The organism is Candidatus Colwellia aromaticivorans (genome assembly GCF_003333305.1).
Classification (GTDB): Bacteria; Pseudomonadota; Gammaproteobacteria; order Enterobacterales; family Alteromonadaceae; genus Colwellia; species Colwellia aromaticivorans.
On the sequence record NZ_QOLD01000091.1, the window covers coordinates 51,719 to 78,616 of the forward strand.

General features: G+C 36.7%; 21 protein-coding genes, 2 tRNA genes and 1 pseudogene. 13 read left to right on the top strand and 11 right to left on the bottom strand.

Going from position 1 to position 26,898, the window contains the following annotated elements; all coding sequences use genetic code 11:
* Positions 1–42 precede the first annotated feature (42 nt).
* Entirely contained in the window at positions 43–1,128 is a 1,086-nt protein-coding gene (alr, locus tag DWA31_RS14955) for an alanine racemase (protein ID WP_114327371.1), read from the top strand.
* Positions 1,129–1,231: 103 nt separating this feature from the next.
* Here the strand turns inward: alr and DWA31_RS14960 are convergent, their stop codons facing one another.
* The 3 genes from DWA31_RS14960 to queE all read right to left on the bottom strand — a co-directional run bounded on the left by DWA31_RS14960 (position 1,232) and on the right by queE (position 3,217).
* Complete coding sequence (locus DWA31_RS14960) at positions 1,232–1,906, bottom strand: DUF3313 family protein (protein WP_114327372.1); 675 nt, start codon at positions 1,904–1,906, stop codon at positions 1,232–1,234.
* A 251-nt stretch (positions 1,907–2,157) separates the two neighbouring features.
* Positions 2,158–2,382 carry a hypothetical protein gene (locus DWA31_RS14965; protein WP_136038007.1) on the bottom strand — a complete coding sequence of 75 codons (225 nt, stop codon included), beginning with the start codon at positions 2,380–2,382 and terminating at the stop codon, positions 2,158–2,160.
* Between the two features lie 163 nt (positions 2,383–2,545).
* Positions 2,546–3,217, bottom strand: a complete 672-nt coding sequence (gene queE, locus DWA31_RS14970; protein WP_210725611.1) for a 7-carboxy-7-deazaguanine synthase QueE — start codon at positions 3,215–3,217, stop codon at positions 2,546–2,548.
* Positions 3,218–3,490: 273 nt separating this feature from the next.
* Here queE and queC point away from each other — a divergent pair, with 273 nt between their 5' ends.
* Together queC and DWA31_RS14980 are read left to right on the top strand one after the other, a co-directional pair.
* On the top strand, positions 3,491–4,147 hold the full coding sequence (queC, locus tag DWA31_RS14975; protein WP_114327400.1) for a 7-cyano-7-deazaguanine synthase QueC: 657 nt from the start codon (positions 3,491–3,493) through the stop codon (positions 4,145–4,147).
* Between the two features lie 312 nt (positions 4,148–4,459).
* Positions 4,460–4,672 (top strand): hypothetical protein, encoded by a 213-nt coding sequence (locus DWA31_RS14980; RefSeq protein ID WP_114327374.1) that lies wholly within the window; start codon positions 4,460–4,462, stop codon positions 4,670–4,672.
* Positions 4,673–4,711: 39 nt separating this feature from the next.
* Here DWA31_RS14980 and uvrB read toward each other — a convergent pair whose 3' ends face one another.
* Both uvrB and DWA31_RS14990 read right to left on the bottom strand, forming a co-directional pair.
* Positions 4,712–6,739, bottom strand: a complete 2,028-nt coding sequence (uvrB, locus tag DWA31_RS14985) for an excinuclease ABC subunit UvrB (RefSeq protein WP_281268637.1) — start codon at positions 6,737–6,739, stop codon at positions 4,712–4,714.
* Positions 6,736–8,136, bottom strand: coding sequence for an MATE family efflux transporter (locus DWA31_RS14990; protein ID WP_245942639.1), 1,401 nt, complete (start codon positions 8,134–8,136; stop codon positions 6,736–6,738). The genes uvrB and DWA31_RS14990 overlap by 4 nt, the downstream gene beginning before the upstream one ends.
* 714 nt (positions 8,137–8,850) lie before the next feature.
* On the opposite strand from DWA31_RS14990, the pseudogene tnpA reads away from it, so the two are divergent.
* The 4 genes and pseudogenes from tnpA to DWA31_RS15010 form a co-directional block, all read left to right on the top strand.
* Positions 8,851–9,205: pseudogene (tnpA, locus tag DWA31_RS14995) on the top strand (IS200/IS605 family transposase); the annotation flags it as partial.
* A gap of 465 nt (positions 9,206–9,670) precedes the next feature.
* Positions 9,671–9,746, top strand: a tRNA-Asn gene (locus DWA31_RS15000).
* A gap of 42 nt (positions 9,747–9,788) precedes the next feature.
* A tRNA-Asn gene (locus DWA31_RS15005) sits at positions 9,789–9,864 on the top strand.
* Between the two features lie 195 nt (positions 9,865–10,059).
* The gene (locus tag DWA31_RS15010; RefSeq protein WP_114327375.1) at positions 10,060–11,394 is read left to right on the top strand and encodes a multiheme c-type cytochrome; all 1,335 of its coding nucleotides are present in this window, start codon (positions 10,060–10,062) and stop codon (positions 11,392–11,394) included.
* 532 nt (positions 11,395–11,926) lie between these two features.
* Here the strand turns inward: DWA31_RS15010 and DWA31_RS15015 are convergent.
* From DWA31_RS15015 to clpS, 3 genes are all read right to left on the bottom strand, one after another.
* A complete protein-coding gene (locus DWA31_RS15015; protein ID WP_114327376.1) occupies positions 11,927–12,106 on the bottom strand; it encodes a hypothetical protein in 180 nt (59 codons plus the stop codon).
* A 419-nt stretch (positions 12,107–12,525) separates the two neighbouring features.
* Complete coding sequence (gene clpA, locus DWA31_RS15025) at positions 12,526–14,787, bottom strand: ATP-dependent Clp protease ATP-binding subunit ClpA (RefSeq protein WP_114327377.1); 2,262 nt, start codon at positions 14,785–14,787, stop codon at positions 12,526–12,528.
* Positions 14,788–14,845: 58 nt separating this feature from the next.
* Complete coding sequence (clpS, locus tag DWA31_RS15030; RefSeq protein WP_114327378.1) at positions 14,846–15,166, bottom strand: ATP-dependent Clp protease adapter ClpS; 321 nt, start codon at positions 15,164–15,166, stop codon at positions 14,846–14,848.
* Positions 15,167–15,423: 257 nt separating this feature from the next.
* Between clpS and cspD the strand changes: the two genes are divergently transcribed.
* Positions 15,424–15,642, top strand: coding sequence for a cold shock domain-containing protein CspD (cspD, locus tag DWA31_RS15035; RefSeq protein ID WP_114327379.1), 219 nt, complete (start codon positions 15,424–15,426; stop codon positions 15,640–15,642).
* A 196-nt stretch (positions 15,643–15,838) separates the two neighbouring features.
* Here cspD and icd read toward each other — a convergent pair whose 3' ends face one another.
* Positions 15,839–17,089 carry an NADP-dependent isocitrate dehydrogenase gene (gene icd, locus DWA31_RS15040; RefSeq protein ID WP_114327380.1) on the bottom strand — a complete coding sequence of 417 codons (1,251 nt, stop codon included), beginning with the start codon at positions 17,087–17,089 and terminating at the stop codon, positions 15,839–15,841.
* A 555-nt stretch (positions 17,090–17,644) separates the two neighbouring features.
* Positions 17,645–19,876, bottom strand: coding sequence for an NADP-dependent isocitrate dehydrogenase (locus tag DWA31_RS15050; RefSeq protein WP_114327382.1), 2,232 nt, complete (start codon positions 19,874–19,876; stop codon positions 17,645–17,647).
* A gap of 226 nt (positions 19,877–20,102) precedes the next feature.
* Here DWA31_RS15050 and DWA31_RS15055 point away from each other — a divergent pair, with 226 nt between their 5' ends.
* The 5 genes from DWA31_RS15055 to DWA31_RS15075 all read left to right on the top strand — a co-directional run bounded on the left by DWA31_RS15055 (position 20,103) and on the right by DWA31_RS15075 (position 25,159).
* Complete coding sequence (locus DWA31_RS15055; RefSeq protein WP_114327383.1) at positions 20,103–20,723, top strand: pseudouridine synthase; 621 nt, start codon at positions 20,103–20,105, stop codon at positions 20,721–20,723.
* 370 nt (positions 20,724–21,093) lie between these two features.
* A complete protein-coding gene (gene mnmA, locus DWA31_RS15060; protein ID WP_114327384.1) occupies positions 21,094–22,263 on the top strand; it encodes a tRNA 2-thiouridine(34) synthase MnmA in 1,170 nt (389 codons plus the stop codon).
* Positions 22,264–22,324: 61 nt separating this feature from the next.
* On the top strand, positions 22,325–22,966 hold the full coding sequence (hflD, locus tag DWA31_RS15065) for a high frequency lysogenization protein HflD (RefSeq protein WP_114327385.1): 642 nt from the start codon (positions 22,325–22,327) through the stop codon (positions 22,964–22,966).
* 38 nt (positions 22,967–23,004) lie between these two features.
* Positions 23,005–24,375: an adenylosuccinate lyase gene (gene purB, locus DWA31_RS15070; RefSeq protein ID WP_114327386.1), complete on the top strand. Its 1,371-nt coding sequence runs from the start codon at positions 23,005–23,007 to the stop codon at positions 24,373–24,375.
* A gap of 310 nt (positions 24,376–24,685) precedes the next feature.
* On the top strand, positions 24,686–25,159 hold the full coding sequence (locus tag DWA31_RS15075) for a GNAT family N-acetyltransferase (RefSeq protein WP_114327387.1): 474 nt from the start codon (positions 24,686–24,688) through the stop codon (positions 25,157–25,159).
* A gap of 20 nt (positions 25,160–25,179) precedes the next feature.
* On the opposite strand, the gene DWA31_RS15080 is transcribed toward DWA31_RS15075, so the two are convergent.
* The gene (locus tag DWA31_RS15080) at positions 25,180–26,427 is read right to left on the bottom strand and encodes an FAD-dependent monooxygenase (RefSeq protein ID WP_114327388.1); all 1,248 of its coding nucleotides are present in this window, start codon (positions 26,425–26,427) and stop codon (positions 25,180–25,182) included.
* Positions 26,428–26,898: the final 471 nt, after the last annotated feature.

A 26,898-nucleotide genomic window follows, 5' to 3' on the forward strand; every position in this document is an offset into this window, starting at 1 on the left:
GATATAATTCAAAAAAATAGGCTTCACTAATAGAAATAATCAATGAGCTACCGTTCCAGAAAAACACAAGCAATTATTAATTTATCTGCCTTAAAAAATAACTATAATGAAATTGCTAATTTAGCGCCAATCAGCAAAACCATTGCCGTTATTAAAGCGAATGCTTATGGTCATGGCGCGATTGAAATAGCTAAAAGCCTCCACTGTATGGTACCGGCTTTTGCCGTGGCATTTATTGATGAAGCAATTGTATTACGTACCGCGGGAATTACATTACCCATTTTAATTCTTGAAGGTCCTCTAGAACAAGAAGATTTTGCATTAGCAAAACGTCATAATTTTTGGTTGATGCTACATAATACCGAACAAATATCATGGTTAAACAAAGTTCAGCCTATCTACAAAGAAAAGCTTTGGATTAAAGTTGATACCGGAATGAATCGGTTAGGTTTTACACCTGAAGCCGCCAAAAAAGTCATTAATGACTTAACGAGTGAGCAAAAAGAAGAACTTATTCTTTGTTCGCACTTTTCTAATGCTAATGAAATAAACAACCCGAAAACACAAGTTCAAATAACTTGCTTGAAAGCATTAGCCGAGAAATATTCGTGTCAGTTTAGCTTGGCTAACTCTGCTGGAATAATTAACTGGCCACAAAGTCATGCCGACTTTAATAGGCTTGGAATCGCTTTATATGGTACAAACCCAACAACAAACAAAAACATGCCAATTAAATTGACTCCAGTCATGACACTGCAATCAACGGTTATTGCTTTAAGAAAAGTAAAACTAGGTGAGTCTGTTGGTTACGGAGAAACTTGGCAAGCTAAACGAGCGTCAGTTATTGCCACCATTGCTATAGGCTATGCTGATGGTTACCCAAGAAACGCCCAAGCGGGAACGCCTGTATTTATCAATAATCAACTTGCTCCTTTAGCAGGACAAGTATCGATGGATATGATCACTGTAGATGTTACAAATTTAGCGAATATTGCTTTAGGTGACGTAGTAGAGTTATGGGGAGAAAACCTCAACGTTGAAGTAGTAGCAAAGCATACTAATACTATTAACTATGAATTACTTACTCGCGTATCTGCACGAGTACCTAAAGTTTATATTGATAGGTAAACTTAACCTTATCTGTGTATAAGTACTGATAAGGCTCTTTACAATATCCACTATAAATTAATTTCAAACTACTTAATAATTTACTTTGATAAGTGAAATTAAATTATTTTGCCTGCGCTTGATCATACTTAACTCTTAATGCTTTTGCCCACTTTCTGAACGTTCGTTTAGCATCTGCTGTATTGCTCACTCGATTAGCCCATTGTGCAGACATATTGTCACCAACTACTTCAGAATCAATAATACGCGCCAAAATCTCTCCACTAACACCATCATAAAGCTCAAGAAATAAGGTAGCTTTACCTGCTTCATTTACATAGGTTGTCACCCTTCCTGCTGATTGCACATCAGGTGCATTAACATCTAAATTAATAATTGCAGGTTTTATGACTAAGGTTCCTGCCTCCACTTTTTCAACTAAAGGGTTATCACCTATTTTGCCAAATTCTTCTTTAAAAACATCATCAAACAGTTTAGCAACTCCTTCCTTAATGCGTAATACATCTTTGTCTTTAATGCGTGCTGATGAAGATTGGCTTCGATTGTAATCTCGTTGCCAATTCTTTTTAAAAGCGACTTGGCTAGGCAATATTAACACCTTGTTATATTCAGAAAAATTAACACCTTCTTTTTTGTAAGCAATGGTAGAGCGTTTATTAACTTTTAGCTGCATGCCATCTTGAGACACTTGCGGAGCTTCGGTTGTTGATTGACAACCCACTGCTAACATAAGCGATACAGCGATAATACTTAACTTAATTACTTTTGATTTTTTCATTATTATGCCTTCTTATCTTGCTATTGAATTAATAATACTCATTAAAGTAGATATACCCATTACCATTCAAAATGCAGGAATATGCATATTGATTAGTAGTGAAATAGGCAAGCTAACGACGATGTCCACCTCGCTGAGGTTGTTGTCGTTGCATCCCACCCATGTTTCTAGCACGTTCGGCATTATTCATATATGCGATTAAAATTTATTTGATTAGAAATAATACCTTGTCTCTGCTGCTTATTCTGTTGCTATAATTGTCTATTCTGTTGCAATAATTGTCTATTCTGTTGAGATGATTGCCTATTTTGTTGCGGTAATTGATTACTTTTAGGGATAGTATTCCAGTATTTATTGCTACGATTTTGCCATTGATCATTATTATTTCTAACAACATTACCTTGTTTGTCAGCAAAAACATTATTAGCCCGTTTAGGTGCCGGATGCGCTTTTTGTAAATTTCTGTTTGATGCCACGTTTTTCGCATTACGGTGTTTGTTGGCTGAATTTTTGTACAAATTATTATTTAATTTGTTACCTGATTTATTGCCAATATTATTTTTAACATGATTGCGATGTAATTATTGGCCCTGTCTTAGGCCCAACATGCCTCAATATGAGACTTTATTTATCCGATATTTATTCTATCCCTAAATATTTATGTACTTGAACTGATAAACGCCAGTTATTAGCGATACAAGTAGCAATAGCCAATTCAGTCGCCCGTGTTTTTTGGCTAATAGGCTGTAAATATATAGGCGTTTCTTTAATATTATGTTCTGCCAGTAATACTTTAAGATCGTCAATGTGCTGCTCAGTAGCAATAGGATGCTTTATTTCATTAGCGCGTTTCATAGCGCTATTTAATATAGGATAACCGCCACGCATATTAATTTTAGGCGAGACTGTCACCCAGCACTTATCTGAAACACTTATGTCAAAAGTACCTGATGTTTCCACTTGCGTGCTATAACCTAATTGCTCGAACGCACTGCATAAGGGAGTTAAGTCTTCCATACAAGGCTCACCACCGGTGATAACTATGTGCTTAGCTTGAAAACCTTTTTCTTTAACTAAAGCTAAAATCTGATCTACAGTCATTTCAGCCCACTGTGAGGTTTCTTGAGCTTTAGTTAACATGCTATGTTGACTTACTTCATCGCTAAGTTCTATTTCCCAAGTATGCTTAGTATCACACCATGAGCAACCGACGGGACAGCCCTGCAAACGAATAAATATTGATGGCTGACCCGTAAAAGAGCCTTCGCCTTGTATCGTTTCAAATAGTTCGTTGATTTTGTATTGAATCATTATAATTTGTGCTTTTGCCTATGGTGTTAATCAAGTAAAATAGTCCCATTGATTATACCAATTAAATTAATTAATGGATCAATTTTTAGTGAGGATAAATTTTCAAGAACAAGGCGCTTGATTGAGCAATAGCTGGCTATTGGGATTGAAAGCAACGATGTTATTGGATATTTAGACCATTTAAAAAGATCACTTAGTTAGTTTGATTGGTATTATACCTTATTTATTTTAAGAGACCTTACTATGACAGAAAAAGCTATGACAAAAGAAGGTATGGCTGAAAAAGTTGTTGTTATTTATTCCGGCGGCATGGATTCATTTACCGTACTTAATCGTGCACTAAAAGATGGTAAAGAAGTTTATGCCCTTTCATTTGACTATGGCCAGCGCCATGTAAAAGAGTTGGAATGTGCTAGTAGCGTATGTGAATCTTTAAAAATAAATCATAAAGTGATTGATATTTCATCTATTAATCAGTTATTAGCAGGTTCTTCACTGACGGATGATATTGATATTCCAGAAGGTCATTACGAAAGTGAAAATATGAAATCAACTATCGTGCCCAACCGTAATATGATTTTACTCTCGTTAGCGGTAGGCTATGCCGTGTCGGTTGGCGCTACTCAGGTTTATTATGGTGCTCATAGTGGTGATCATGCTATTTACCCTGATTGTCGCCCTGAATTTGTGCAAAAAATGAATGATGTTTGTCATATTGCAAATTATGAAAGTGTTGAAATTTTCAGCCCTTATTTAAAGGTAAATAAAACAGCTATTTTAGCCGATGGGCTTAGTATGGGCTTAGATTATAGTAATACCTGGACTTGCTATAATGGCAGAGAAAAAGCCTGTGGTAAGTGTGGTTCTTGCCAAGAACGCTTGGAAGCTTTTAGCGAGAATGAAATGGTAGATCCGATTGCATACGAGTAATTTACAGTTTAATTAACATTAACTTCATATAATTAAAAATAATTTTACGGCTGGTGATATAGCTACAAGGCTCACCATAAATGAGTCTTTAATAACCAACACACCTATTGCTAGAAAGTGAAATTAGAAAAAATTGGTCATTATCTGTATAAATTATTTTAGTGTTATTCAATAATAGACTGAATATTAATTACTTTTTTTTCTATAGAATATTTTTATCCTTAAATTTTATTTTAAGAGGTATTTTTTATAACCATTATCGACTGATAGTCTAGACTTAATAAGTGTCCAATTAATGATTAAGGATAACTTATGAGCAGCATGTGGATGAGCCAAGCGCGGTGTTTAAAAGAAATGATAGATGCAAATGATGAAACTAAAGCGCATATGTATCTTGAGCAATTAATGCTTTTCCCTCTAGATATTCAAGATAAAATAATTGAAGAAATTAGCCACTTAAGTAGTTGCAATAGTAATGCAGTTGCCAATATTATCGGCAATTACTCTATGATGGATCTTAGATAGTATTATCCATTTGAAATAACTTCACATATAAAGGTAATGTTAAGTCGAAAGTTGTTGATCTCTAAGCTTGGCAATGTCATCACGAATTGCCGCAGCTTGTTCAAATTCTAGGTTTTGTGCACACAAGTACATTTCTTTTTCAAGTTGCTCAATTTTATTATCAATTTCTTTTGTCGTTAATAGCTGATAATTAGCATGTCGTTCAGCAACTTTATCTAGCTCCTTAGACTTACTAAAAGCACCCACGTCCATAACATCAGTAATTTTTCTTACGACGCCTTTAGGAGTAATATTATTGTCTATATTATTTTGATGCTGCTTCTCTCTGCGACGCTCGGTTTCATCAATGGCTTTACGCATTGATTTAGTGACTCTACCGGCATATAAAATAGCTCTACCATTAATATTACGCGCAGCTCTTCCAATCGTTTGAATAAGGGAACGCTCGGAGCGTAAAAACCCCTCTTTGTCTGCATCTAGTATTGCGACAAGCGATACTTCAGGCATATCTAACCCTTCGCGCAATAAGTTAATCCCCACTAAAACATCAAACTTACCCAACCGAAAATCTCGAATGATTTCCACTCTTTCTACCGTATCAACATCAGAATGCAAATAACGTGTTTTAATGCCATGCTCATCTAGGTAATCCGTTAAGTCTTCCGCCATTCGTTTAGTTAACGTCGTCGCTAATACTCGTTCATTTAAAGGCAATCGTTTGTTAATTTCAGAAAGTAGATCATCTACTTGTGTTTCTACCGGGCGCACTTCTATTTGTGGATCTAACAAGCCCGTAGGACGCACAACTTGCTCAGCGATATCCCCTGCAGACTTTTCAATTTCATAATTACTTGGCGTTGCTGACACATAAATGGTTTGTGGCGAAAGTGCTTCAAACTCTTCAAATTTCATCGGCCGATTATCAAGTGCAGAAGGCAATCTAAAGCCGTACTCAACTAAGTTTTCTTTACGTGACCTGTCACCTTTGTACATAGCGCCAATTTGCGGCACAGTAACATGAGATTCATCAAGAATGAGTAAACCATCATTGGGTAAATAATCAAATAACGTCGGCGGCGCCTCACCTGACTCACGGCCTGACAAATAACGAGAATAGTTTTCAATGCCAGAGCAGTAACCAAGCTCCGTCATCATTTCTATATCAAACTGAGTCCGCTGCGATATTCGTTGCTCTTCAACTAAGCGATTATTATCTTTAAGGTATTGTGATCTTTCTTTCAACTCTATTTTTATTTTATCAACGGCTGCTAATATTTTTTCCCTCGGCGTCGCATAATGCGTTTTTGGATAAATAGTCACCCGCGCTAATCTACGTTCAACCTGGCCTGTTAACGGATCAAATTGACTAATACGCTCAATTTCTTCATCAAATAATTCTATTCTCAGGGCTAGTCGATCAGATTCTGCAGGAAAAACATCAATAACATCGCCACGCACTCGATACGTTGCTCGTGCAAAAGCGACATCATTACGGGTGTATTGAAGTTCAGCTAACCGACGTAAAATATCACGTTGATTAATAATATCCCCTTGACTGATATGCAGCATCATTTTCAAATATGAATCAGGATCACCTAATCCATAAATAGCAGAAACAGAAGCAATAATGATGACATCACGCCGTTCTAAAAGCGCCTTAGTCGCGGACAAACGCATTTGTTCAATATGTTCGTTTACCGAGGCATCTTTTTCAATAAACGTATCTGTTGTGGGTACATAAGCCTCTGGCTGGTAATAATCATAATAAGAAACAAAGTACTCAACAGCATTGTTAGGAAAAAACTCTTTCATCTCGCCATAAAGCTGTGCAGCCAAGGTTTTATTGGGCGCTAACATCATCGTTGGGCGATTCAGTTTTTCAATAACTTTAGCAATAGTAAAGGTTTTGCCAGATCCGGTAACACCGAGTAAGGTTTGATATGCTAAACCGGAATCAATACCCTCAAGTAATTGTTTAATTGCACTAGGCTGATCACCAGCTGGCTTATAATCTGACTGTAAGGTAAAAGCTTTTAAGTTTGTTTCTTTCGGCGTGATATTTTTCAAGGTAATTGTTCCTGAGCTGTTTTACTCACAATGAACTCGTCACCCTTAAACTGCTTAGAAAAAAGTCGATACGAAATAGCTGCCATAACTAAGTTTCCTATTAGCGCACCTATAAAGAAACCATGTAAGCCATAAAAATAACTACCTATAAAAGCCAATGGTACATAACAAATAAATAATCGGATAAGACTCAATACTAGTGCCACTATCGGCTTATGCAAAGCATTAAAAGAAGAATTAGTTAAAATAATAACGCCTTGAAATCCATAGCCTAGTGGCAGAATCCACATAAATAGCACAATGATATCGGCAACCTTTTGCTCTTTTGTAAAAGCTGAGGCGACCCAAGGAGCGGCAATAATCAATACAACATAGATTAATACTTGCCAAAATAAAACAAACTTAATTGACGCTTTATAGGCATGTTTAACTCTGTGCATATGACCTGCGCCAAAATTTTGACTAATAAATGGCGGTAACGTCATCGACATAGCGAGAATAACTAAACAGGCAATAGATTCAAGTCTAGATCCAACACCAAAGCCTGCAACCACTGACTCACCATAAGTTGCGGCAATAGCAGTCATAATAGCGGCAGCGACTGGGGTTAACATATTTGCTCCTGCAGCAGGTAAGCCTATTTTTAAAATAATACGGCAGGAAGAAATTAACTGTTTAAACGATAATAAATACGTATGAATTAAGTTTTTTTGTTTTGTTAATATAGTCAATGCAAATATAAAACCAAATAACCAAGAGATAAGTGTGGCTATAGCAGCACCTTGCATGCCCATGGCAGGAACTGGGCCAAAACCAAAAATAAAGATAGGATCAAGAATCGCGTTAATTAATCCTGCACTGCCCATAATCATGCTAGGTGTTTTAGTATCGCCTGATGCCCGAAGTATAGCGTTACCAATCATAGGACCAATTAAAAAAACGCTACCTATATACCAAATATCCATATACTGATGAATTAAAGGCAACAGAGATGCTTGAGCCCCTAATAAAGTAAATAACTCATCAGTAAATAAGTAGCCTAAAAAAGATAGGCTAATGACAATGACGGCAGCTAGATATAAAGCAGCTGTCGCAGAATTTTTTGCCGATTCATGGTCATCACTTCCTAAAAACTTTGCAATAACTGCTGAAGTGCCTATTCCTAGGCCTATCATGAAACTAAGAACAGTAAAAGTAACCGGAAAAGTAAAACTGATAGCAGCCAAAGACTGAGTACCTAATAAGCTAACAAAAAAAGTATCAATTAAATTAAATGTCATCAATAAAACCATGCCGTAGATCATCGGTATGGTCATTCTTTTTAATGTGCTGGCAACAGGATCTTTTAGTAAATTGACCGGTTGTTTCTTAACCATGGTTATTTTATTTGATGTCATTAATAAACTTTATTAAAGGAAGAGATCATTAGCTCTCTTTAGCTGTTTATCTATTGTAATCAAATCTAAAAGAAATGCACAGTTAATGCTATCAAATATATCTTTGTTTAAAAATCAAACCAAATAGCTAAAAAAGCAACAAATCAAAGGTAACTACTTGATTGCAAACAATTAAAATATATTTAAAATAAATTATTGACTTGGCTACAAGCTATGTAAAACGATAATATAAAGAGTTATTACAAATTAACTCACATAGTTATCCACAACTTCGGTGGATAACTACTAATCTTATCCTCTAGAAAAGTAAATCATATCCAATGCTGAGGGATCCCCACAAATAATCATTCATGTAATTACTCAATATTAACGGTTAAATATGATAATTGAGATAATTCATACACATATTATTCGAGCGATATTAGATATCTATTATCATCGATAATTTCACAAGCAACTTAACAATAGAAAAATCACTACAACTATATAAATCCCAGCAGAGTGTCTAAAAAGGGTTTAGCTTATTAAAAATCCAAACTTTTTAACAGAGCGTCGCAAAAATCTGGGGGCTTTCCCCCGTGCTGAATAGTGTGGACTGGGCTTGTCCCAGTCGATATTATTCAGTACATGGAACTTCAAATAAATACGCATCACGTATTCAGACTAATGTATCATTTTGTCTGGATACCAAAATATAGACATAAAGTTTTTATGGAGCCTATCGTACAACGATGAAGGCGATCATTACAAAAGTTGGGTATGATTACGATATAGAAATCGTTGAACTTGAAATACCAGAAGATCATATCCACATGGTTATTAGAAGCATCCCAAGCAATCACCAAGTGATGTAATGCAAATAGTCAAAAGTATTACTGCTCGTGAGTTTTTCAGGATTTATCCTGAAATTAAGAAAAAATACTTTTGGGGAGGCAAGTTGTGGACGCAAAGTTACTTTGTGGAAACGATTGGAAATGCCAATGAAGAAACAATTAGAAAATATGTTCAAAATCAGCTTACTGAATTAGATCAGAAAGAAATACATTCAGATCAGCTAGACTTGTTTTAAAACTCGGTCGCTTGCGGCCGAGATTTTTATCGTCATCACTTTACTTAAAAAAGCCCTAACGCATTGAAGCGTTGCTAATGGTAATGACTAGCTGTTTGATGGTGTATGCGGCATTGAAGCATAAAATCAGAAAGGAATAAATCGATCATTGATTGTATGGGGATTATCTATCAAAATATTTATTCCTAAAACTCTGTGGAATGTCGGATAGTTACTATAAAACTACCAATAAATGCAGATAAACTAACTTCACTGAACGCAATTTAAGCAAACAAACTAATAAATGAAATTTTTCTTATTTTTGTGTTGACACTAAGCGCACAGGTCTTTATTATTCCGCCCCGTTAGCCTAGTTGGTTAACAAGCTAATAGAAAGAGAAGTAATTCCCCAAGTAGTCAGTTCGTAGACCTAGGGAGATTAGTTACTGTTAATCCATGTAGTCTAATCAAAATGAAAAGATTTATTCCCCAATAGCTCAGTTGGTAGAGCGATGGACTGTTAATCCATGTGTCACTGGTTCGAGCCCAGTTTGGGGAGCCACATTGTGTATTGAGTGATTACAAACTCATAGAAAAAGTTTATTCCCCAATAGCTCAGTTGGTAGAGCGATGGACTGTTAATCCATGTGTCACTGGTTCGAGCCCAGTTTGGGGAGCCACATTAAATAAGGCTACGAGAAATCGTAGCCTTTTTTATTGCCATTAAAAAAGTTTTATTCCCTAATAACTCAGTTGGTAGAGCGATGGACTGTACTCTTTATTAGAAAGGCATGTGTCAATGGTTAGAACCCCATGTTTTATAAAGAGCGGGGAGCCACATTAAATAAGGCTACGAGAAATCGTAGCCTTTTTTATTGCCATTAAAAAAGTTTTATTCCCTAATAACTCAGTTGGTAGAGCGATGGACTGTACTCTTTATTAGAAAGGCATGTGTCAATGTTTCTTTACTGGTAGATAATAAAGGTATCTCGGCTTCTCGTTATTGTGAGGGCTGTCATGCACCTGTCGCGCTGTTAACGGGTGAACTATCTCCCGGTGGACAGCATGGTGGCATTAAAGGATCGCTGGCTAATATGGAAGGGGTTTCTTGCATGAGTTGTCATGGTATTTATGCGTTGCCACACATCAAAGGGGTAGCTAGTTTTGAATTTAAACCAGCTAAATATTACTTGTTTGAAAATAGTGATAATGTATTTCTCAGTGCATTACATGATCTTTTATTAAAAATAGAACCTAGCCAACATAAAGAGGATATGGGCAATGCCATTCTTAAAGATCCTAAAGTGTGCGCGGCTTGTCATACACAATTTATGGACAAGGACATGAATGCATGGGGATGGATTAAGATGCAAGACGAATATGGCGCCTGGGCGGCCAGTCAATATTCACAACATAACGAAGAAAACTTCGCAAACGAGCGTTATATGCGATGTCAGGACTGTCATATGCCTTTAGTTGACGCCAATGACCCTTCTGCCAATCAAGACGGAAAAATAAGGTCGCATAACTTCCCCGGGGCAACTACATTCTTACCTTTATTAAGAGGGGATATTGCGCAATTTAACGTCACTAAATCATTTTTACAATCGAATAAAGTCAGGCTGCAAATTGATCGTCCTCACCGTGATGATGCAATACAGTCCTTACAGTTTATTGATGAGTCGATAAGAGAAAGCGATGAAGCGCCATTTTTTTATTATATCGGCGAACAGGCAAGTCTACAGGTTGTTGTCACGAATACTGGGGTTGGACATAATTTCCCCGCCGGCAGCATTGATATTAACGAGGTATGGATAGATTTTTCCGTGACTGACGCACAGGGCGAATTAGTTTATCAAAGTGGTAAAGTAAACACTGAAAATAATGTGGAACCTGATGCTTATTTTTATCGCTCTATTCCCATAGACAGAGGAGGTAAACATGTTTGGAAGCACGATTTATTTAATATGGTAGGGGCTTCTTTTAAACGTTTTGTAAAAGCCGGTGAGTCGGATATAGTTAACTACCAGTTCAGTATTCCCTCCTGGGTAAAGTCACCTTTGACTGTGTCAGCGAGTATTCGCTATCGAAAACTCAATAATCGTTACGCCAAATGGGCATTAAAAGATAATTACTTTAAGATCCCCATTATCGATATGGCATGGGACAGTTTGCAAATACCCATTAAAATACGCAAACTGGTAGAGTAATATGAGAAATATAAGCCCTAAATTTGACAATTTTAAACGTCTAATACCATATATGGTATTAGAACAATATAAAGCTATCCCTGCTTGTATTGAACCTAGATAAAAATCTTCATCACACTATTTACTGGATAATAATGGAGATTACCAATGTAATCCGATATATCGAGTAGGGTGAGGCTCATGCCTCATCCCTCTCACAGAACCGTACGTACGGACCTCATATACGGCTCCTGCATACTTCATATCACTTTCATTTGTGACACAACATTATTATGACAACTAATATCATGTGCTGTATGGGAATAATCTAAATCTAACATGGTGGTAACATTCAATGTAGGTTTTGGCGTTCTAGCCCAAAGGCAATCTACCAAAATTATCTACAAATACTTCCCGTATACGAGCATTGTCATCAGTTAACACTATTCATAGCGCACCAAATCTACGACTCCTGTTGTTCAAACAGCTTGTGTATCCATGAAACAAATAAATTATTAATTACCGTCTTAAAGCATGCTTCCCTCCTTCGCAATCAATTAAGCTTTTGACTAAAATTGATCCTATCAAACACACTGTTGATAGTCGGCTTGGTTTTACCCTCCACACCATTACTGGCTTTCATCGGCCTAGCCTTACTAACTACTACGGGTTCATTTGCCACCTCACACTCGCAATACTCTTGAGTCGCCTCTTGAATAATACGTCCAACCATTTTTGATCAAGTCATTTTGATTGGATACAATGCCAGGCTTCCCCAGTTACTGCACTAGCTCCCTGTTAACTTTTTATTAAATAAGCCACCCTAAAATGAATTTTCTTTGACTAATAAAGAGCGGGCTTTGTGCTTATATTTTCTTTGGACGCTTACCCACCAATACCGCCGAAACAGGTTACGGTTAGTTGTGTACCTCTAACTTCTTATGGCTTCCTTCAGACCCCACCGTTAGCCAGTGACGCCCTTGCCATTCAGATTATCTTCCCCTTAGTCAGGGTGACTCCACTATCTTTCAAGTGGACGGGTTTGCCAGCTTCGCTGGGCAAACAAAAAAACCTTATTATCACTTGGATAATAAGGTTTTTAATAAATAAATCTACATTAGCAGATTAATAAAATTCGCTATTTAAGGAGATTTATTTTTCTGAAATCAACTCTTGTTTGTTTTCATAAGAAATAACAAGTTTATCTTTTTTCACGCCAACCTTAGCTACTCCACCATTAGTTAATTCCCCAAAGAGTAATTCATTGGCGAGTTCTTTTTTAAGTTTCTCTTGAATCAATCTAGACATAGGTCGAGCTCCCATAGCTTTATCATAACCATGCTCTGCTAGCCATTTTTTAGCATCATTCGTTAGTTCTAATGAAACACCTTTTTCATCTAGCTGCACTTGTAATTCAACAATAAATTTATCAACTACTTGTTGAATAACTTCATTATCAAGGTGATTAAACCAAACGATGTTATCTAGGCGATTTCTAAACTCTGGTGAAAAAACTTTATTTATTTCACGCATCGCATCTAAACTATGATCTTGCTGTTTAAAGCCAATTGATTGACGTACGGTTTCTTGCACACCAGCGTTAGTGGTTAATACTAAAATAATATTTCTAAAGTCAGCTTTACGTCCATTATTATCGGTTAAAGTGCCATGATCCATCACTTGCAATAAAATATTGTAAACATCTTCATGAGCCTTTTCGATTTCATCGAGTAAAACAACTGCATGTGGGTGCTTCAAAACAGCATCAGTTAATAACCCCCCTTGCTCATAGCCCACATAACCTGGAGGTGCACCTATAAGCCGGCTAACAGCATGTTTCTCCATGTACTCTGACATATCAAAACGCAAGAGTTCAACACCCAAAATTTTAGCAAGTTGCTGCGTGATTTCTGTTTTACCTACCCCTGTAGGACCAGCAAATAAAAATGAACCAACTGGTTTTTCTTCACTACCAAGCCCAGCGCGAGATAAGCGAATAACAGAGGTTAGTTCTTCTATCGCATTGTCTTGACCAAAGACAACGAGTTTTAAATTACGATCCAGATTTTTTAGACTATCTTTTTCCGATGATGATACTGATTTTTCCGGTATTCTGGCCATTTTTGCCACAATAGCCTCAATATCAGTATTACTAATCGTTTTTTTACGTTTAGAAGCCACCACAAGCTGCTGCTTTGCACCTGCTTCATCAATAACATCAATCGCTTTATCAGGTAAAAAACGTTCATTAATGTACTTGGCAGAGAGCTGTGCTGCTGCACGTAAAGCGGCATTGGTATAACGAACACCATGATGTGATTCGTACTTTTCTTTTAGCCCTTGCAGTATTTTAGTAGTGTCTTCAACGCTTGGCTCAACAATATCAATTTTCTGAAAACGCCTTGCTAATGCACGGTCTTTTTCAAAAATACTTTGGTATTCTTGATATGTAGTAGAGCCTAAACAACGAAGTTTACCTGCTGAAAGTAAGGGTTTAATAAGGTTAGATGCATCCAACATGCCGCCAGATGCAGCTCCTGCACCAATAATGGTATGAATTTCATCAATAAATAGAACAGCATTGTCGTCTGATTCAAGATCTTTTAATAACGCTTTAAAGCGTTTTTCAAAGTCACCTCTATATTTAGTACCCGCAAGTAAAGCGCCCATATCTAAAGAATAAATTGTGGCATTTTTTAAAAAATCAGGCACTTTTTCAGCCACAATTAAATTAGCCAAACCTTCTGCAATTGCCGTTTTACCAACCCCTGCTTCACCAACAAATAACGGATTATTTTTACGACGACGGCTTAATACCTGCAAGGTTCTTTCTAATTCACTATCCCTACCAATTAAGGGATCAATATTACCTTTACGTGCTTCTTCATTTAAGTTAACAGAAAAGTTCTCAATTGTTCTAGGTTCTTCTTCAGTGACTTGTTCACCCTCTTCAATAGCAGAGTTGTTAGAGCTACCTTCAATCTTAGCGATGCCATGTGAGATATAATTAACAATATCCAATCGACTAATATCTGATTTTTTCAATATATAAGCCGCTTGCGATTCTTGTTCACTAAAGATAGCTACCAGAACATTAGAGCCATTTACTTCACTTTTACCTGATGATTGCACATGAAAAACAGCTCGTTGTAGTACACGCTGAAATCCAAGAGTCGGTTGTGTTTCTCGTTCATCTTCTTCAACGGGTATAACCGGAGTAGTTTCTTGAATAAATTCAAGGAGGCTTTTTTTAATTATATTTAAGTCTGCACCACACGCTCCCAAAACCTCAATGGCAGAAGGATTATCTAAAAGCGCTAACAGTAAATGCTCTACAGTCATAAACTCATGACGTGATTCCTTAGCTTGTCTAAAAGCCAAGTTAAGCGAAATTTCTAAGTCTTTATTAAGCATAGGTACTCCAATTTAATCCTTGCGAACATTTTTCTTTTGAGTAATACATGATCTAACATTAAGCTTTTTCTAATACACACTTTAAAGGGTGTTGATGCTCTAATGAAAAACGAGCAACATGATCTACTTTAGTTTCTGCAATATCCGCAGTATATGTGCCACAAAGCGCTTTGCCTTTATAATGAATAGTTAACATTATGTCAGTTGCTTGATCTGATGTTTTGCTAAAAAACTTACATAAAACATCTACTACAAAATCCATAGGCGTATAATCATCGTTAAGTAAAATAACATGATATCTAGGTGGTTTTTCTAATTCATTCCTAACATCTTCTTCAACAAGCTCATGGCTGTCGATTAGCTCTTTCCAATTACTCATATATTTATATTAGTCTCTACTGTTAACTTTTGCTGTAACTTTTTTGTCAATAAACATTAAATAAACGAGTAAATTTTAGTTATTTTACTTGACTAATTTAATATTTTATCTACGATTCAATACATGGCTATTTTTTAGCCATGTATTTGCATGTATATATGCTTAATTATATCTCTATTTTGATGAGACTAAAATTAAATATAAATAATTGATTTAAGCATACCGATAATACAAAAGGATATAGAGGAAATAGATGTATGGCTCACGGTACAGTTAAGTGGTTTAATAATGCGAAAGGTTTTGGTTTTATTCGTCCCGACAGTGGTGGAGAAGATATTTTTGCTCATTACTCAACGATTGAGATGGATGGATACCGTACATTAAAAGCCGGTCAGGATGTCGATTACGAACTAAATGAAGGGGCTAAAGGACACCATGCGGCGAGTATAAAGCCAACAAATGAAGAAATAGACTAGTATTGAGACTAGTATTGAGACTAGTATTGAGACTAGTATTGTATTACCTGCACAATAAAAAAACACAGCAGATAGGCTGTGTTTTTTTATGCTTATAACTTGAAGTAATTGACGAGTTAGAGAACTTAAACTTAGGAGAAAACGACAATATTAATATTTTCTCTTCGAAACTAGCTACTCGCAACTCAAAACTCAATTACATATGATCTATAATACAATCACCAAATTGAGAACAAGTCACTAACGTTGCATCATCCATTAATCGTTCAAAATCATAAGTGACTGTTTTAGCGCCAATAGCCCCGGACATTCCTTTTAATAGTAGATCAGCAGCTTCTACCCACCCCATATGACGGAGCATCATTTCTGCTGATAAAATTACAGAGCCTGGGTTTACTTTATTTTTACCCGCATATTTAGGAGCAGTACCATGAGTAGCCTCAAATATAGCTACTTCATCATTTAAGTTAGCACCTGGAGCAATACCAATACCACCCACCTGTGCAGCTAATGCATCAGACAAGTAATCACCATTTAAATTAAGCGTTGCAATAACACTATATTCTGCTGGACGAAGTAAAATTTGCTGCAACATAGCATCAGCAATAACATCTTTTATTATGATTTCTTTACCTGTTTTGGGGTTTTTAACACGGCACCATGGCCCACCGTCAATTAACTCTGCACCAAATTCTTCACAGGCTAACTCATAACCCCAATCTTTAAAAGCGCCTTCGGTAAATTTCATGATATTGCCTTTGTGCACTAACGTTACAGAGTCTCTATTATGATCAATAGCGTACTGTATTGCTTGGCGTACTAAGCGTTGGGTACCTTCTTTAGAAACCGGTTTTATGCCAATACCACAATTGTCAGTAAAGCGAATTTTAGTCACACCCATTTCTTCAGTTAAGAAAGAGATAACTTTTTTGGCTGCATCTGTTCCTGCTTGATATTCAATACCGGCATAAATATCTTCAGTATTTTCACGGAAAATAACCATGTCTACTTCACTAGGTCTTTTAACTGGACTTGGTACCCCGGTAAACCATTGCACAGGACGTTGACAAACATACAAATCTAAAATTTGGCGCAAGGCTACATTTAATGAACGCATTCCACCACCAACGGGCGTAGTTAACGGGCCTTTGATACCAACTTTATATTCTTTAAACATTTCCAGCGTTTCATCTGGTAACCATGTTTCAGAATCATACACTTGAGTTGCTTTTTCACCTGCATAAACTTCCATCCAGGAAATTTTCTTTTCATTACCGTAAGCTTTACTAATAGCGGCATCAACTACTTTAATCATAGGTGGAGTTACATCAACACCAATACCATCACCTTCAATAAAAGGAATGATAGGATTGTTTGGAACTGATAGCTTACCGTTCGATACAGTAATTTTATCACCGATACTGGGAATTGAGATTTTACTTGTCATAAAGCGTTCTCCTAATTGGAAGAATGGACATCGACCAATGCCTATAAATATATATACCCGTTCCACTTGAAGATGCATGATTCAGCTGGAATTAGCAACGCTTTTAGGCAAGATATTGATTGAAGAGAATGGTTACTCCCTTCTCAAAATCAATAACGCAGTATAAAGCGTTGCTAAACCAGCCCTTTGGGGAAGGCTGGGCAAATCATACTCTGCGTTACATTTATTTTTAAGGGAATAACCCTTAATAAAAAAATGTGCCTTGATTATGAGTCGCTCAGACCTCCTGAAACGAGTATATTCAAGTGGAGCGGGTATACAAGAAACAAAACGATAAATCAATCGATATTAAAAAAAATAACAATCTGTTTAACTTCACTTAATTTAGTCAACGTAATGTTGTAACTCTCAGTTTAACCTAAAACTGAGTTAAAAAAGTAATGACAATAATTATTTGATTATAATAGCGATTATCATCTTACTGAATACTATTTAGCGATAAAAAAGAGCTAAGTTATCACTTAACCCTTATTTAACTTTTTATATTACTGACGTTTATAGCAACGCTAATAAAATAGTGTTCAAAGTTCCGCTTGGGCGCATAGCTTTTTCTGACTGTTCAACATCGGCAAAGTAATAGCCGCCGATATTCATGGCTGGGCCTTGCGCTACATTTAGTTCTGCAACAATTTTATCTTCTTGTTTAGCAAATGCTTGTGCAACACCAGCAAAGCTTGCTTTAAGCTCACCATCACTAGTTTGCTGCGCTAATGCATTTGCCCAATACATAGCAAGGTAAAAGTGACTACCACGGTTATCTAGTTCACCCACTCTACGTGATGGTGACTTATTGCTATCTAAAAACTCACCTGTTGCTTTATCTAAAGTATCAGCAAGCACTTGTGCTTTGGCATTGCCTGTTGTAACACTTAAATGTTCTAAAGAAGCAGCTAAAGCTAAAAATTCACCTAACGAATCCCAACGCAGATGATTTTCTTTTTCAAATTGTTGAACATGCTTAGGTGCACTACCACCCGCGCCAGTTTCAAATAAACCACCGCCATTCATTAGTGGTACAACGGATAACATTTTAGCGCTAGTACCGAGTTCTAAAATTGGAAATAAATCGGTTAAGTAATCACGTAATACATTACCGGTAACAGAAATAGTATCTTCACCTTTAATAATACGTGCCAAAGTAAATTCACATGCTGCAACAGGGTTAAGAATTTGAATATCTAAACCTGTCGTATCATAGTTAGCTAAATAAGCATTTACTTTTTTGATCATTTCTCTATCATGCGCTCGGCTTTCATCTAACCAGATAATAGCTGGCATGCCAGATGCTTTCGCACGAGTAATGGCTAGCTTAACCCAGTCTTGAATAGGTAAATCTTTGGCTTGACACATGCGCCATATATCACCCTCTTCAACGCTATGTTCAAGTAAAGTAGTACCCAGCGCATCAATAACGCGTACGCTACCCGCTTCACTCATAATAAAGGTTTTATCATGAGAGCCATATTCTTCAGCTTTTTGCGCCATTAAGCCAACATTAGGCACTGTGCCCATCGTTGTTGGATCAAAAGCGCCATGTTCTTTACAGAAATCAAAAACTGTTTGATAAACACCGGCATAGCACCTGTCAGGAATCATTGCTTTAGTATCTTTTAACTGACCATCTGCTCCCCACATTTTACCAGAAGAACGCAATGTTGCCGGCATAGAAGCATCAACAATGACATCACTTGGTACATGTAAGTTAGTAATCCCTTTATCTGAATCAACCATGGCAAGTTCAGGTCGATTAGCAAACACTGCAGCTAAATCAGCTTCGATTTCTGCTTTTTTATCGCTAGGTAAACGACCAATTTTACTGTAAACATCACCAATACCGTTGTTGGCATCAACACCTAATTGATCAAATATTTCACCGTGTTTTTCAAAAACATCAGCATAGAAAACTTTAACTGCGTAACCGAAAATAACTGGGTCAGATACTTTCATCATGGTCGCTTTTAAATGCAACGACAATAAAACATCTTCTTTTTGGGCATCGGCAATTGACTGTTTATAAAATTCAATCAAAGCTGATTTACTTAATAAAGATGAATCTATTATTTCACCTGTTAATAGTGACAAATTCTCTTTTAATACCTTAACGCTGCCATCTTGTGCTACGAATTCAATTTTTACATTCGTTGCGTAATTTACGGTTACTGATTGCTCCGATTCATAAAAATCACCGCCACTCATACTTGCCACATGAGATTTTGACTCATTTGACCAAACCCCCATAGAGTGCGGATTATTACGCGCATACTGTTTAACTGAAGCTGGAGCACGTCTATCTGAGTTACCTTCACGTAAAACAGGGTTTACCGCACTACCTTTAATTTTATCATAGGTATACTTAATTGACTTTTCTGCATCATTTTGCGGCTCTTCAGGGTAATTAGGTACTGCATAACCCTTAGCCTGTAGTTCTTTTATCACGGCATGTAATTGCGGCACAGAAGCACTGATATTAGGTAATTTAATAATATTTGCATTCGGATTCGTAACCATATCGCCTAATTCAGCTAACGCATCATCTATACGCTGCTCTTTAGTTAAGTATTTTGGAAAATTTGCCAAAACGCGACCTGCTAAAGAAATATCACGAGTTTCAACATTAATACCAGAAGAGGCGGTATAGGCTTGGATAATAGGTAATAAAGAATACGTTGCTAAGGCGGGTGCTTCATCGGTAATAGTATAAATGATTTTTGAGTTATCAGTGCTCATGAGCTTCCTATTTTATTGGTTAAGCCTGTATATATATTCGTTCCACTTGAATACGCATGATTCATGTGGAAGCGGGTATATTTAGCTTAATTCGATTAACTTACGTTAGAGTAATCGCTAATATTTAACATTTATTTTTCGCGCAGTATATTATAGTAATTCAAGACATATTAATATAGCCGCGCATAAGCACCAATAACTTCCCTTCATCAAAACCAAGACAAAAATGAACAATAATAAACATGAAACAAAACATAAAGTGAAACAATTCACAAAGGTACGACCCAAAAAAATCAATACAAAAGTAGTGCTTTTTAACAAACCTTTTGATGTTTTATGCCAATTTACCGATGAAAAACATATTGGAGAACAAAGGCGTCAAACGCTAAAAGATTTTATCCCAATAAAAGATATTTATGCGGCCGGACGACTTGATCGAGACAGTGAAGGACTATTACTGCTCACCAATGATGGGCAATTACAACATAATATTGCCAATCCAAAAAAGAAAACAGCGAAAACCTACTGGGTTCAGGTAGAAGGTAGTCCTACTGACAATGATTTAGCTAAACTACGCCGTGGTGTAGAACTTAAAGATGGCATGACATTACCCGCTAAAGTAAACCGTATGATTGAGCCTCAAATATGGCCTCGTATTCCCCCTATTAGAGAACGCGCCAATATTCCAACAACTTGGCTTGAAATAATTATTACCGAAGGACGTAACCGACAGGTACGGCGTATGACGGCAAATATAGGTTTCCCAACGTTACGTTTAATTCGTTATGCCATTGGTCAATGGACAATAAATAACATTGATAATGGTGCATATAAAGTAATTGAATAATACCAATTGAATTAATGAATAGACCATTCAGCGAGAATTAAAAGGTGTAGAAGCAAGGCATTGATTGAAGAGAATGGTTATTCCCTTGTCAAAATCAATAACACAGCATATATACCTTTTAAACTCGCCCTTGGGAACTTGTCAGGAAAGTGATAATGTCACAAATTTATTTGATATAGAGTGACTATATACGCACAAATTTTGCTTATTCTAACCTCCCTGACACAGCTCTGATTGACTCATTCATTATTTCATTTGGTATAAACATATTAATTGTTCTTAAACATGACTATTTAATCACGATAACGGTCATGTTATAATTCTGCGCCTTTTTATCTAGTATACGTATCTTTACTATCACGAGTTTTTAATGTCTATCGAGTTTACAAGCCAACAAAACAAGTTACCAAAAGAAAAGTCACCACAAGAGACAAAAGTTATTGTGGGTATGTCAGGTGGTGTCGACTCATCTGTCTCTGCTTATTTGTTAAAAGAACAAGGCTATCAAGTTGAAGGCCTGTTCATGAAAAACTGGGAAGAAGATGATACCGACGAGTATTGTGCCGCTGCGCAAGACTTAACAGATGCTCAAGCTATTTGTGACAAGCTAGACATCAAACTGCATACCATCAACTTTGCCACTGAATATTGGGATAATGTATTTGAATATTTCCTCGCTGAATATAAAGTGGGACGTACTCCAAACCCAGATATCATTTGCAATAAAGAAATAAAATTCAAAGCCTTTTTAGAATTTGCTTGTGAAGACTTAGGCGCAGATTACATCGCAACCGGACATTATGTGCAACGTCAGCTCACCGATGGTCATTGGACCATGGTACGAGGTTTAGACAACAACAAAGATCAAAGCTACTTCTTATACACCTTAAATGAGCAACAACTTTCCCATACATTATTCCCAGTTGGTCATATTGAAAAGCCACAAGTTCGCGCCATTGCTGAAAAAGCAGGCTTAGTTACCCATAACAAAAAAGATAGCACGGGTATCTGCTTTATAGGTGAGCGTAAATTTAAAGATTTTTTAGGGCAGTATTTGCCCGCTCAGCCAGGTATTATTGAATCAGCCGAAGGGTTCGCTGTTGGACATCATGATGGTTTGATGTATCACACGTTAGGACAACGCAAAGGTTTACGTATTGGTGGCTTAGCCAATGCTGGCGAAGAGCCTTGGTACGTAGTAGAAAAAGACTTACTTCGAAATGTACTCATTGTTGGTCAAGGGCATAACCACCCTCGTCTATTTTCTAAAGGATTAATTGCTAATCAATTACATTGGGTTAATCGTCAAGAGTTAACTGCGCCAATCAAGTGCACAGTAAAAACGCGCTATCGCCAAGAAGATGTAATTTGTACAGTCAGCCCATTAGAAAAAACATCGGCTAATAATCCAGAAGAAACTCTTGAATATCAAATAGACTTTATGGAGCCACAAAGCTCAGTAACGCCAGGACAATCTGTCGTGTTTTACCAAGATGATGTCTGTCTAGGGGGTGGTATTATTAATACCCTGATTCGTTAAGTAAAACGTTCAAATATTTGCAACCACCATTAACTCTCAATAAAAGCAGTTTAGATTATACATGAAAGATCAAACCATAACTTTTGCCGCTATATGTCAAATAGCGCACCTTGTACAACAAGTTTCTCGCAATGGCCAAGTTAATGATAGTGAACTTGAGATGTTACTCAATAGCATAATCTCAACATCTCCAGAAAATACATTAGCCGTTTATGGCGGTGAGCTATCCAATCTAAAACAAGGTCTTGAATTATTAGTTAATCATCTAGGTGATTCTTCAAGCTCAAATGGTAAAAAAGGTAATGTAAAAGACCCTGAATTTACACGTTATATTATTAGCCTAATTAATTTAGAACGTCGCTTAAAAAAACAACCTAAACAGCTAGCACAGCTTGGTGAACGCATTGAAGCAAGTAAAAGACAGCTTGAACATTATTCAATAACCAGTGAGACACTAATTGCCAGTTTTGCCAGTATTTACAGTGATATTATTAGCCCTCTTGGTGCTCGAATTCAAGTAACAGGAGAGCCCGATATTTTAAAACAAACGGCTAGTCAGCATAAAATTAGATCTTTATTGCTAGCAGGCATCAGATCGACAGTATTATGGCGACAAGTCGGTGGTAAGCGTCGAACAATATTATTTAGCCGTCGCAGATTAGTAAAAACAGCAAAAGAATTACTCGAACAAATAGAAACTTAATCATTTTTCAAAATTAGATATTAACTCAGGAACACATTATGGAACTTTCAGCGTTAACAGCAATATCACCTGTAGATGGTAGATATGGTAGCAAAACAAGTGACTTACGCCCTATTTTTAGTGAGTTTGGTTTAACCAAATATCGTGTCACAGTTGAAGTACGTTGGTTACAAAAATTAAGCGCAACTAAAGCCATTGAAGAAGTTCCTGCCTTTAGTGATGCCGCAAATAAAGCATTAGACAACATTGTTAGCGATTTTAGTGAGCAAGATGCTTTGCGCATAAAAAAAATTGAAGCAACAACCAATCATGATGTAAAAGCTGTTGAGTACTTCTTAAAAGAAAAAATTAGTGATAATGCTGAATTGCATGCCGTTACTGAATTTATTCATTTTGCTTGTACTTCTGAAGACATTAACAACCTGTCCCATGCGTTAATGTTAAAAGAATGTCGTGAATTAATTCTATTACCAGCCTTAGATGAAATTTTATCAAAAATCAAAGGCCTAGCTGTTGAATACAAAACTATCCCAATGATGTGCCGTACGCATGGACAACCTGCATCACCGAGTACTTTAGGCAAAGAGATGGCTAATGTTTATGTACGTTTAAAGCGTCAACGTCAACAGATTAGCGAAATAGAATTACTTGGTAAAATTAATGGTGCTGTAGGTAACTACAATGCTCACCTAAGTGCATACCCTGAAGTAAACTGGCATCAATTTGCTGAAGAGTTTGTTAGTGATTTAGGGCTAACCTTTAACCCGTTTACTACTCAAATAGAACCACATGATTACATTGCTGAGTTATTTGATGCGATAGCACGTTTCAATACTATCTTAATTGATTTTGACCGCGATATATGGGGCTACATCGCCATGGGTCACTTCAAGCAAAAAACCATTGCAGGTGAAATTGGCTCATCAACCATGCCACATAAAGTAAACCCTATTGATTTTGAAAACTCAGAAGGTAATTTAGGTATTGCTAATGCATTATTTAACCATCTAGCCCAGAAGTTACCTATTTCTCGCTGGCAACGTGATTTAACTGATTCAACGGTGTTACGTAATTTAGGTGTAGGCTTTGGTCACAGTATTATTGCTTATCAATCAACCTTAAAAGGTATTAGCAAACTACAAGTTAATGAAGCTAATCTTGCTAACGAATTAGACAAGAACTGGGAAGTATTAGCTGAGCCAGTACAAACAGTTATGCGCCGTTACGGCATTGAAAAGCCATATGAAAAATTAAAAGAGTTAACCCGTGGTAAGCGCGTAAATGCTGATTCAATGCGTGATTTCATCAATACGTTAGAATTACCTGAAGCAGTAAAAGCAGAGCTGTGTTTATTAACGCCTGCCAGTTATATTGGTCGTGCTGTAGCATTTATTGATGAACTAGATTAACTATTAACATTAACAACTATCTAATTGTAATCAAGCGCTTACAGCTAGATAACCGATAAAAAAGAAGACTCCGGTCTTCTTTTTTGTTTTTAACATTTGATTTTTTCCAAAAACCTGCTTTATTAATTGAAAAAACATCTATCGTTAACTACGCTTAAAGTAGTTCTCCGATTTTAACAATGAAAGCAAAAACAATAACTATTCGCATAATCGTTTTACCAAACAAACTTAATTTGAATAAAACATTGCTATTAAACTCCAGTGTTAAGTTAAGACTAAGTTAAATAATTAATAGAATGGTTAAATTACAATGTCCTACAGTGTCAGTCGAGTGCAATGGAAACAAGCAGCGCCTTTATTAAAAGATATTCGAGAGAAAGTTTTTATTTGTGAAAGGCGTATACCTAGAAAAGTAGAGTTTGACTGTAATGACAATTCTGCATTTCATATGCTCGTTTGTGATGATAATTCGCATGAGCCAATAGCCACAGGGCGTATTTCTTCAACGGGTGAAATTAGTCGTATTGCCGTAGTAATGGAATTTCGACGAGCATCTATTGATAAAGTCATTATTCAAGGCTTATTTCGTATTGCACAAGAGTTATTACTCAATGAAGTTTATATAGATAGTCCTCTTGAAAATGTATCCTATTTTTCCCAACATCATTTCCATCCTGTTGGCGTAGTTTTTATGGAAGCAGGCATGCCTAAACAACGTATGGTCTGTGCGATAAAAACAGCCCTCGCTGATGCCGACCAAGCAAAGTACTACTTAAATCACTAATTTATCAAATAATGTTTGAACTATATCCCACAGGCGTATGCCAAGGCTTTATTTTTTACTGCCGTGTTAATAAAAGGAACCTTGCTTATTGCCAATAAACTGACATTTCTAAGTGTTTTAACGATTGATGATGGGTGGCTAAAGCTATGATACAAAGCATCCATAGTAGACATCATCAGTAAATTATCTTTCCGTCTCATACTTTCATAACGGCCCAAAACATTAATGTCATGCCAACATTCACCATTACCAATAGCACTTGCTATAACGGTTTGTAGTGCCTTTACATCTTTAAAACCTAAATTAACGCCCTGACCTGCCATCGGGTTAATGGTATGTGCGGCATCACCTAATAGTAAAACCCGCTTACTTTGATAACTATTTGCATGACGTCGAGTTAGTGGAAAAGAACCTTTAGCTATCACTTCAATTTGTCCTAATCGCTTTGGAAAAGCAGTCATAACTTCTTGCTGCAGCTGTTGGTTAGACAAAGCAGATAGACGTTTTATTTCATCTCGTTGATGGTACCAAACTAATGAAGCATAACCGCCCTGCTCTGCATTGTTTTCTTCTGATAAACCCACTTCAGCTAGTGGTGCTCTCGTTAATGGTAAGAAGGCAACAGGACCTGTTGAAAAGAACTTCTGCCATGTTATGTCTTGCTGAGGTTTTTCAGTTTTGACATTTATTAACATGGCTGATTGTTGATAATCCCAGGAGGTAATACCAATATCCACCATTTTTCTAACGTGCGAATTAGCTCCATCAGCAGCAATAACCAGCTTGGCTGTAATATTCGTTTGTGATAATGAAGTGATGTTTTTTAACGTTAAACTAACCTGTGATTCCTCTTGAGATAAGTTAATTAAATTATGAGGACAAAATAAGTCAATATTCGTTTGAGTTTTAATTTCCTGCCATAAAGCTAATTGCAAAAGGCGATTTTCAACAATGTGTCCTAACTGCTTTTGTTCAATATCATCTGCATTAAATTCAGTATAAGCATACGCCTGCTCCCAAACGCCTAATCGCTTATAGGGACAGGCTCGCCACTGAATTACTTGTGACCAAGCACCCACTTGTTCTAATAAGTGCTGTGAAGCGAGTGATATAGCTGACACACGTAAATCTAAGTCTTGCTCTGGTGAATAGGGCTCTGGTTCAAACTGTTCAACTAAGGCAACACGTAAACCTAGTTGTGCCATCGTTAACGCACTTGCTGCGCCAACCATGCCACCACCGACCACCACACAATCAAAATGTTTCATCTTGCATAAATTTCCACTGAATACTCAATCAACTTATTGTAGCGAAGAGATGAAATTAAGCCTATAAAATACTTAACTTATTTAAAAAACATTCTTGATTAAATCGCTTATTTAACTACCTTAAAGTCGCTTTGATTTTTTAAGCAATTAACTTTTAATCACTTTATACCCATGATACTTCAAGATGTGCGTTTCAGGGCAGCTGAACGATTCATGATCAAGGCGCATCTTTTTATTAAGGGTCGTTCCCTTAAAAAGAGATGCAACGAAGAACATGATTTGATCAGGATCCCCTGTAAGGCTGGTTTAGAAACGCTTTATGCTACGTTATTGATTTCGACAATGGCGCTACATGGATGTAGCTTATGTGGACTCCCCCTTGTCAACAATAAAAATTATTTTTAAAGAATTAAATGCGAACTTATGTACGAGCTCTAAATTGAGTAGCTAACTCTGGCTCTATGATATTTT

What these genes read in the sequence shown, in the direction of transcription:
- alr (WP_114327371.1), top strand. Translation starts at nt 43, where the DNA reads ATGAGCTACCGTTCCAGAAAAACACAAGCAATTATTAATTTATCTGCC.
- DWA31_RS14960 (WP_114327372.1), bottom strand. Translation starts at nt 1,906, where the DNA reads ATGAAAAAATCAAAAGTAATTAAGTTAAGTATTATCGCTGTATCGCTT.
- queE (WP_210725611.1), bottom strand. Translation starts at nt 3,217, where the DNA reads ATGATTCAATACAAAATCAACGAACTATTTGAAACGATACAAGGCGAA.
- queC (WP_114327400.1), top strand. Translation starts at nt 3,491, where the DNA reads ATGGCTGAAAAAGTTGTTGTTATTTATTCCGGCGGCATGGATTCATTT.
- DWA31_RS14980 (WP_114327374.1), top strand. Translation starts at nt 4,460, where the DNA reads ATGAGCAGCATGTGGATGAGCCAAGCGCGGTGTTTAAAAGAAATGATA.
- DWA31_RS14990 (WP_245942639.1), bottom strand. Translation starts at nt 8,136, where the DNA reads ATGACATCAAATAAAATAACCATGGTTAAGAAACAACCGGTCAATTTA.
- DWA31_RS15015 (WP_114327376.1), bottom strand. Translation starts at nt 12,106, where the DNA reads ATGGTTGGACGTATTATTCAAGAGGCGACTCAAGAGTATTGCGAGTGT.
- clpA (WP_114327377.1), bottom strand. Translation starts at nt 14,787, where the DNA reads ATGCTTAATAAAGACTTAGAAATTTCGCTTAACTTGGCTTTTAGACAA.
- clpS (WP_114327378.1), bottom strand. Translation starts at nt 15,166, where the DNA reads ATGAGTAATTGGAAAGAGCTAATCGACAGCCATGAGCTTGTTGAAGAA.
- cspD (WP_114327379.1), top strand. Translation starts at nt 15,424, where the DNA reads ATGGCTCACGGTACAGTTAAGTGGTTTAATAATGCGAAAGGTTTTGGT.
- icd (WP_114327380.1), bottom strand. Translation starts at nt 17,089, where the DNA reads ATGACAAGTAAAATCTCAATTCCCAGTATCGGTGATAAAATTACTGTA.
- DWA31_RS15050 (WP_114327382.1), bottom strand. Translation starts at nt 19,876, where the DNA reads ATGAGCACTGATAACTCAAAAATCATTTATACTATTACCGATGAAGCA.
- DWA31_RS15055 (WP_114327383.1), top strand. Translation starts at nt 20,103, where the DNA reads ATGAACAATAATAAACATGAAACAAAACATAAAGTGAAACAATTCACA.
- mnmA (WP_114327384.1), top strand. Translation starts at nt 21,094, where the DNA reads ATGTCTATCGAGTTTACAAGCCAACAAAACAAGTTACCAAAAGAAAAG.
- hflD (WP_114327385.1), top strand. Translation starts at nt 22,325, where the DNA reads ATGAAAGATCAAACCATAACTTTTGCCGCTATATGTCAAATAGCGCAC.
- purB (WP_114327386.1), top strand. Translation starts at nt 23,005, where the DNA reads ATGGAACTTTCAGCGTTAACAGCAATATCACCTGTAGATGGTAGATAT.
- DWA31_RS15075 (WP_114327387.1), top strand. Translation starts at nt 24,686, where the DNA reads ATGTCCTACAGTGTCAGTCGAGTGCAATGGAAACAAGCAGCGCCTTTA.
- DWA31_RS15080 (WP_114327388.1), bottom strand. Translation starts at nt 26,427, where the DNA reads ATGAAACATTTTGATTGTGTGGTGGTCGGTGGTGGCATGGTTGGCGCA.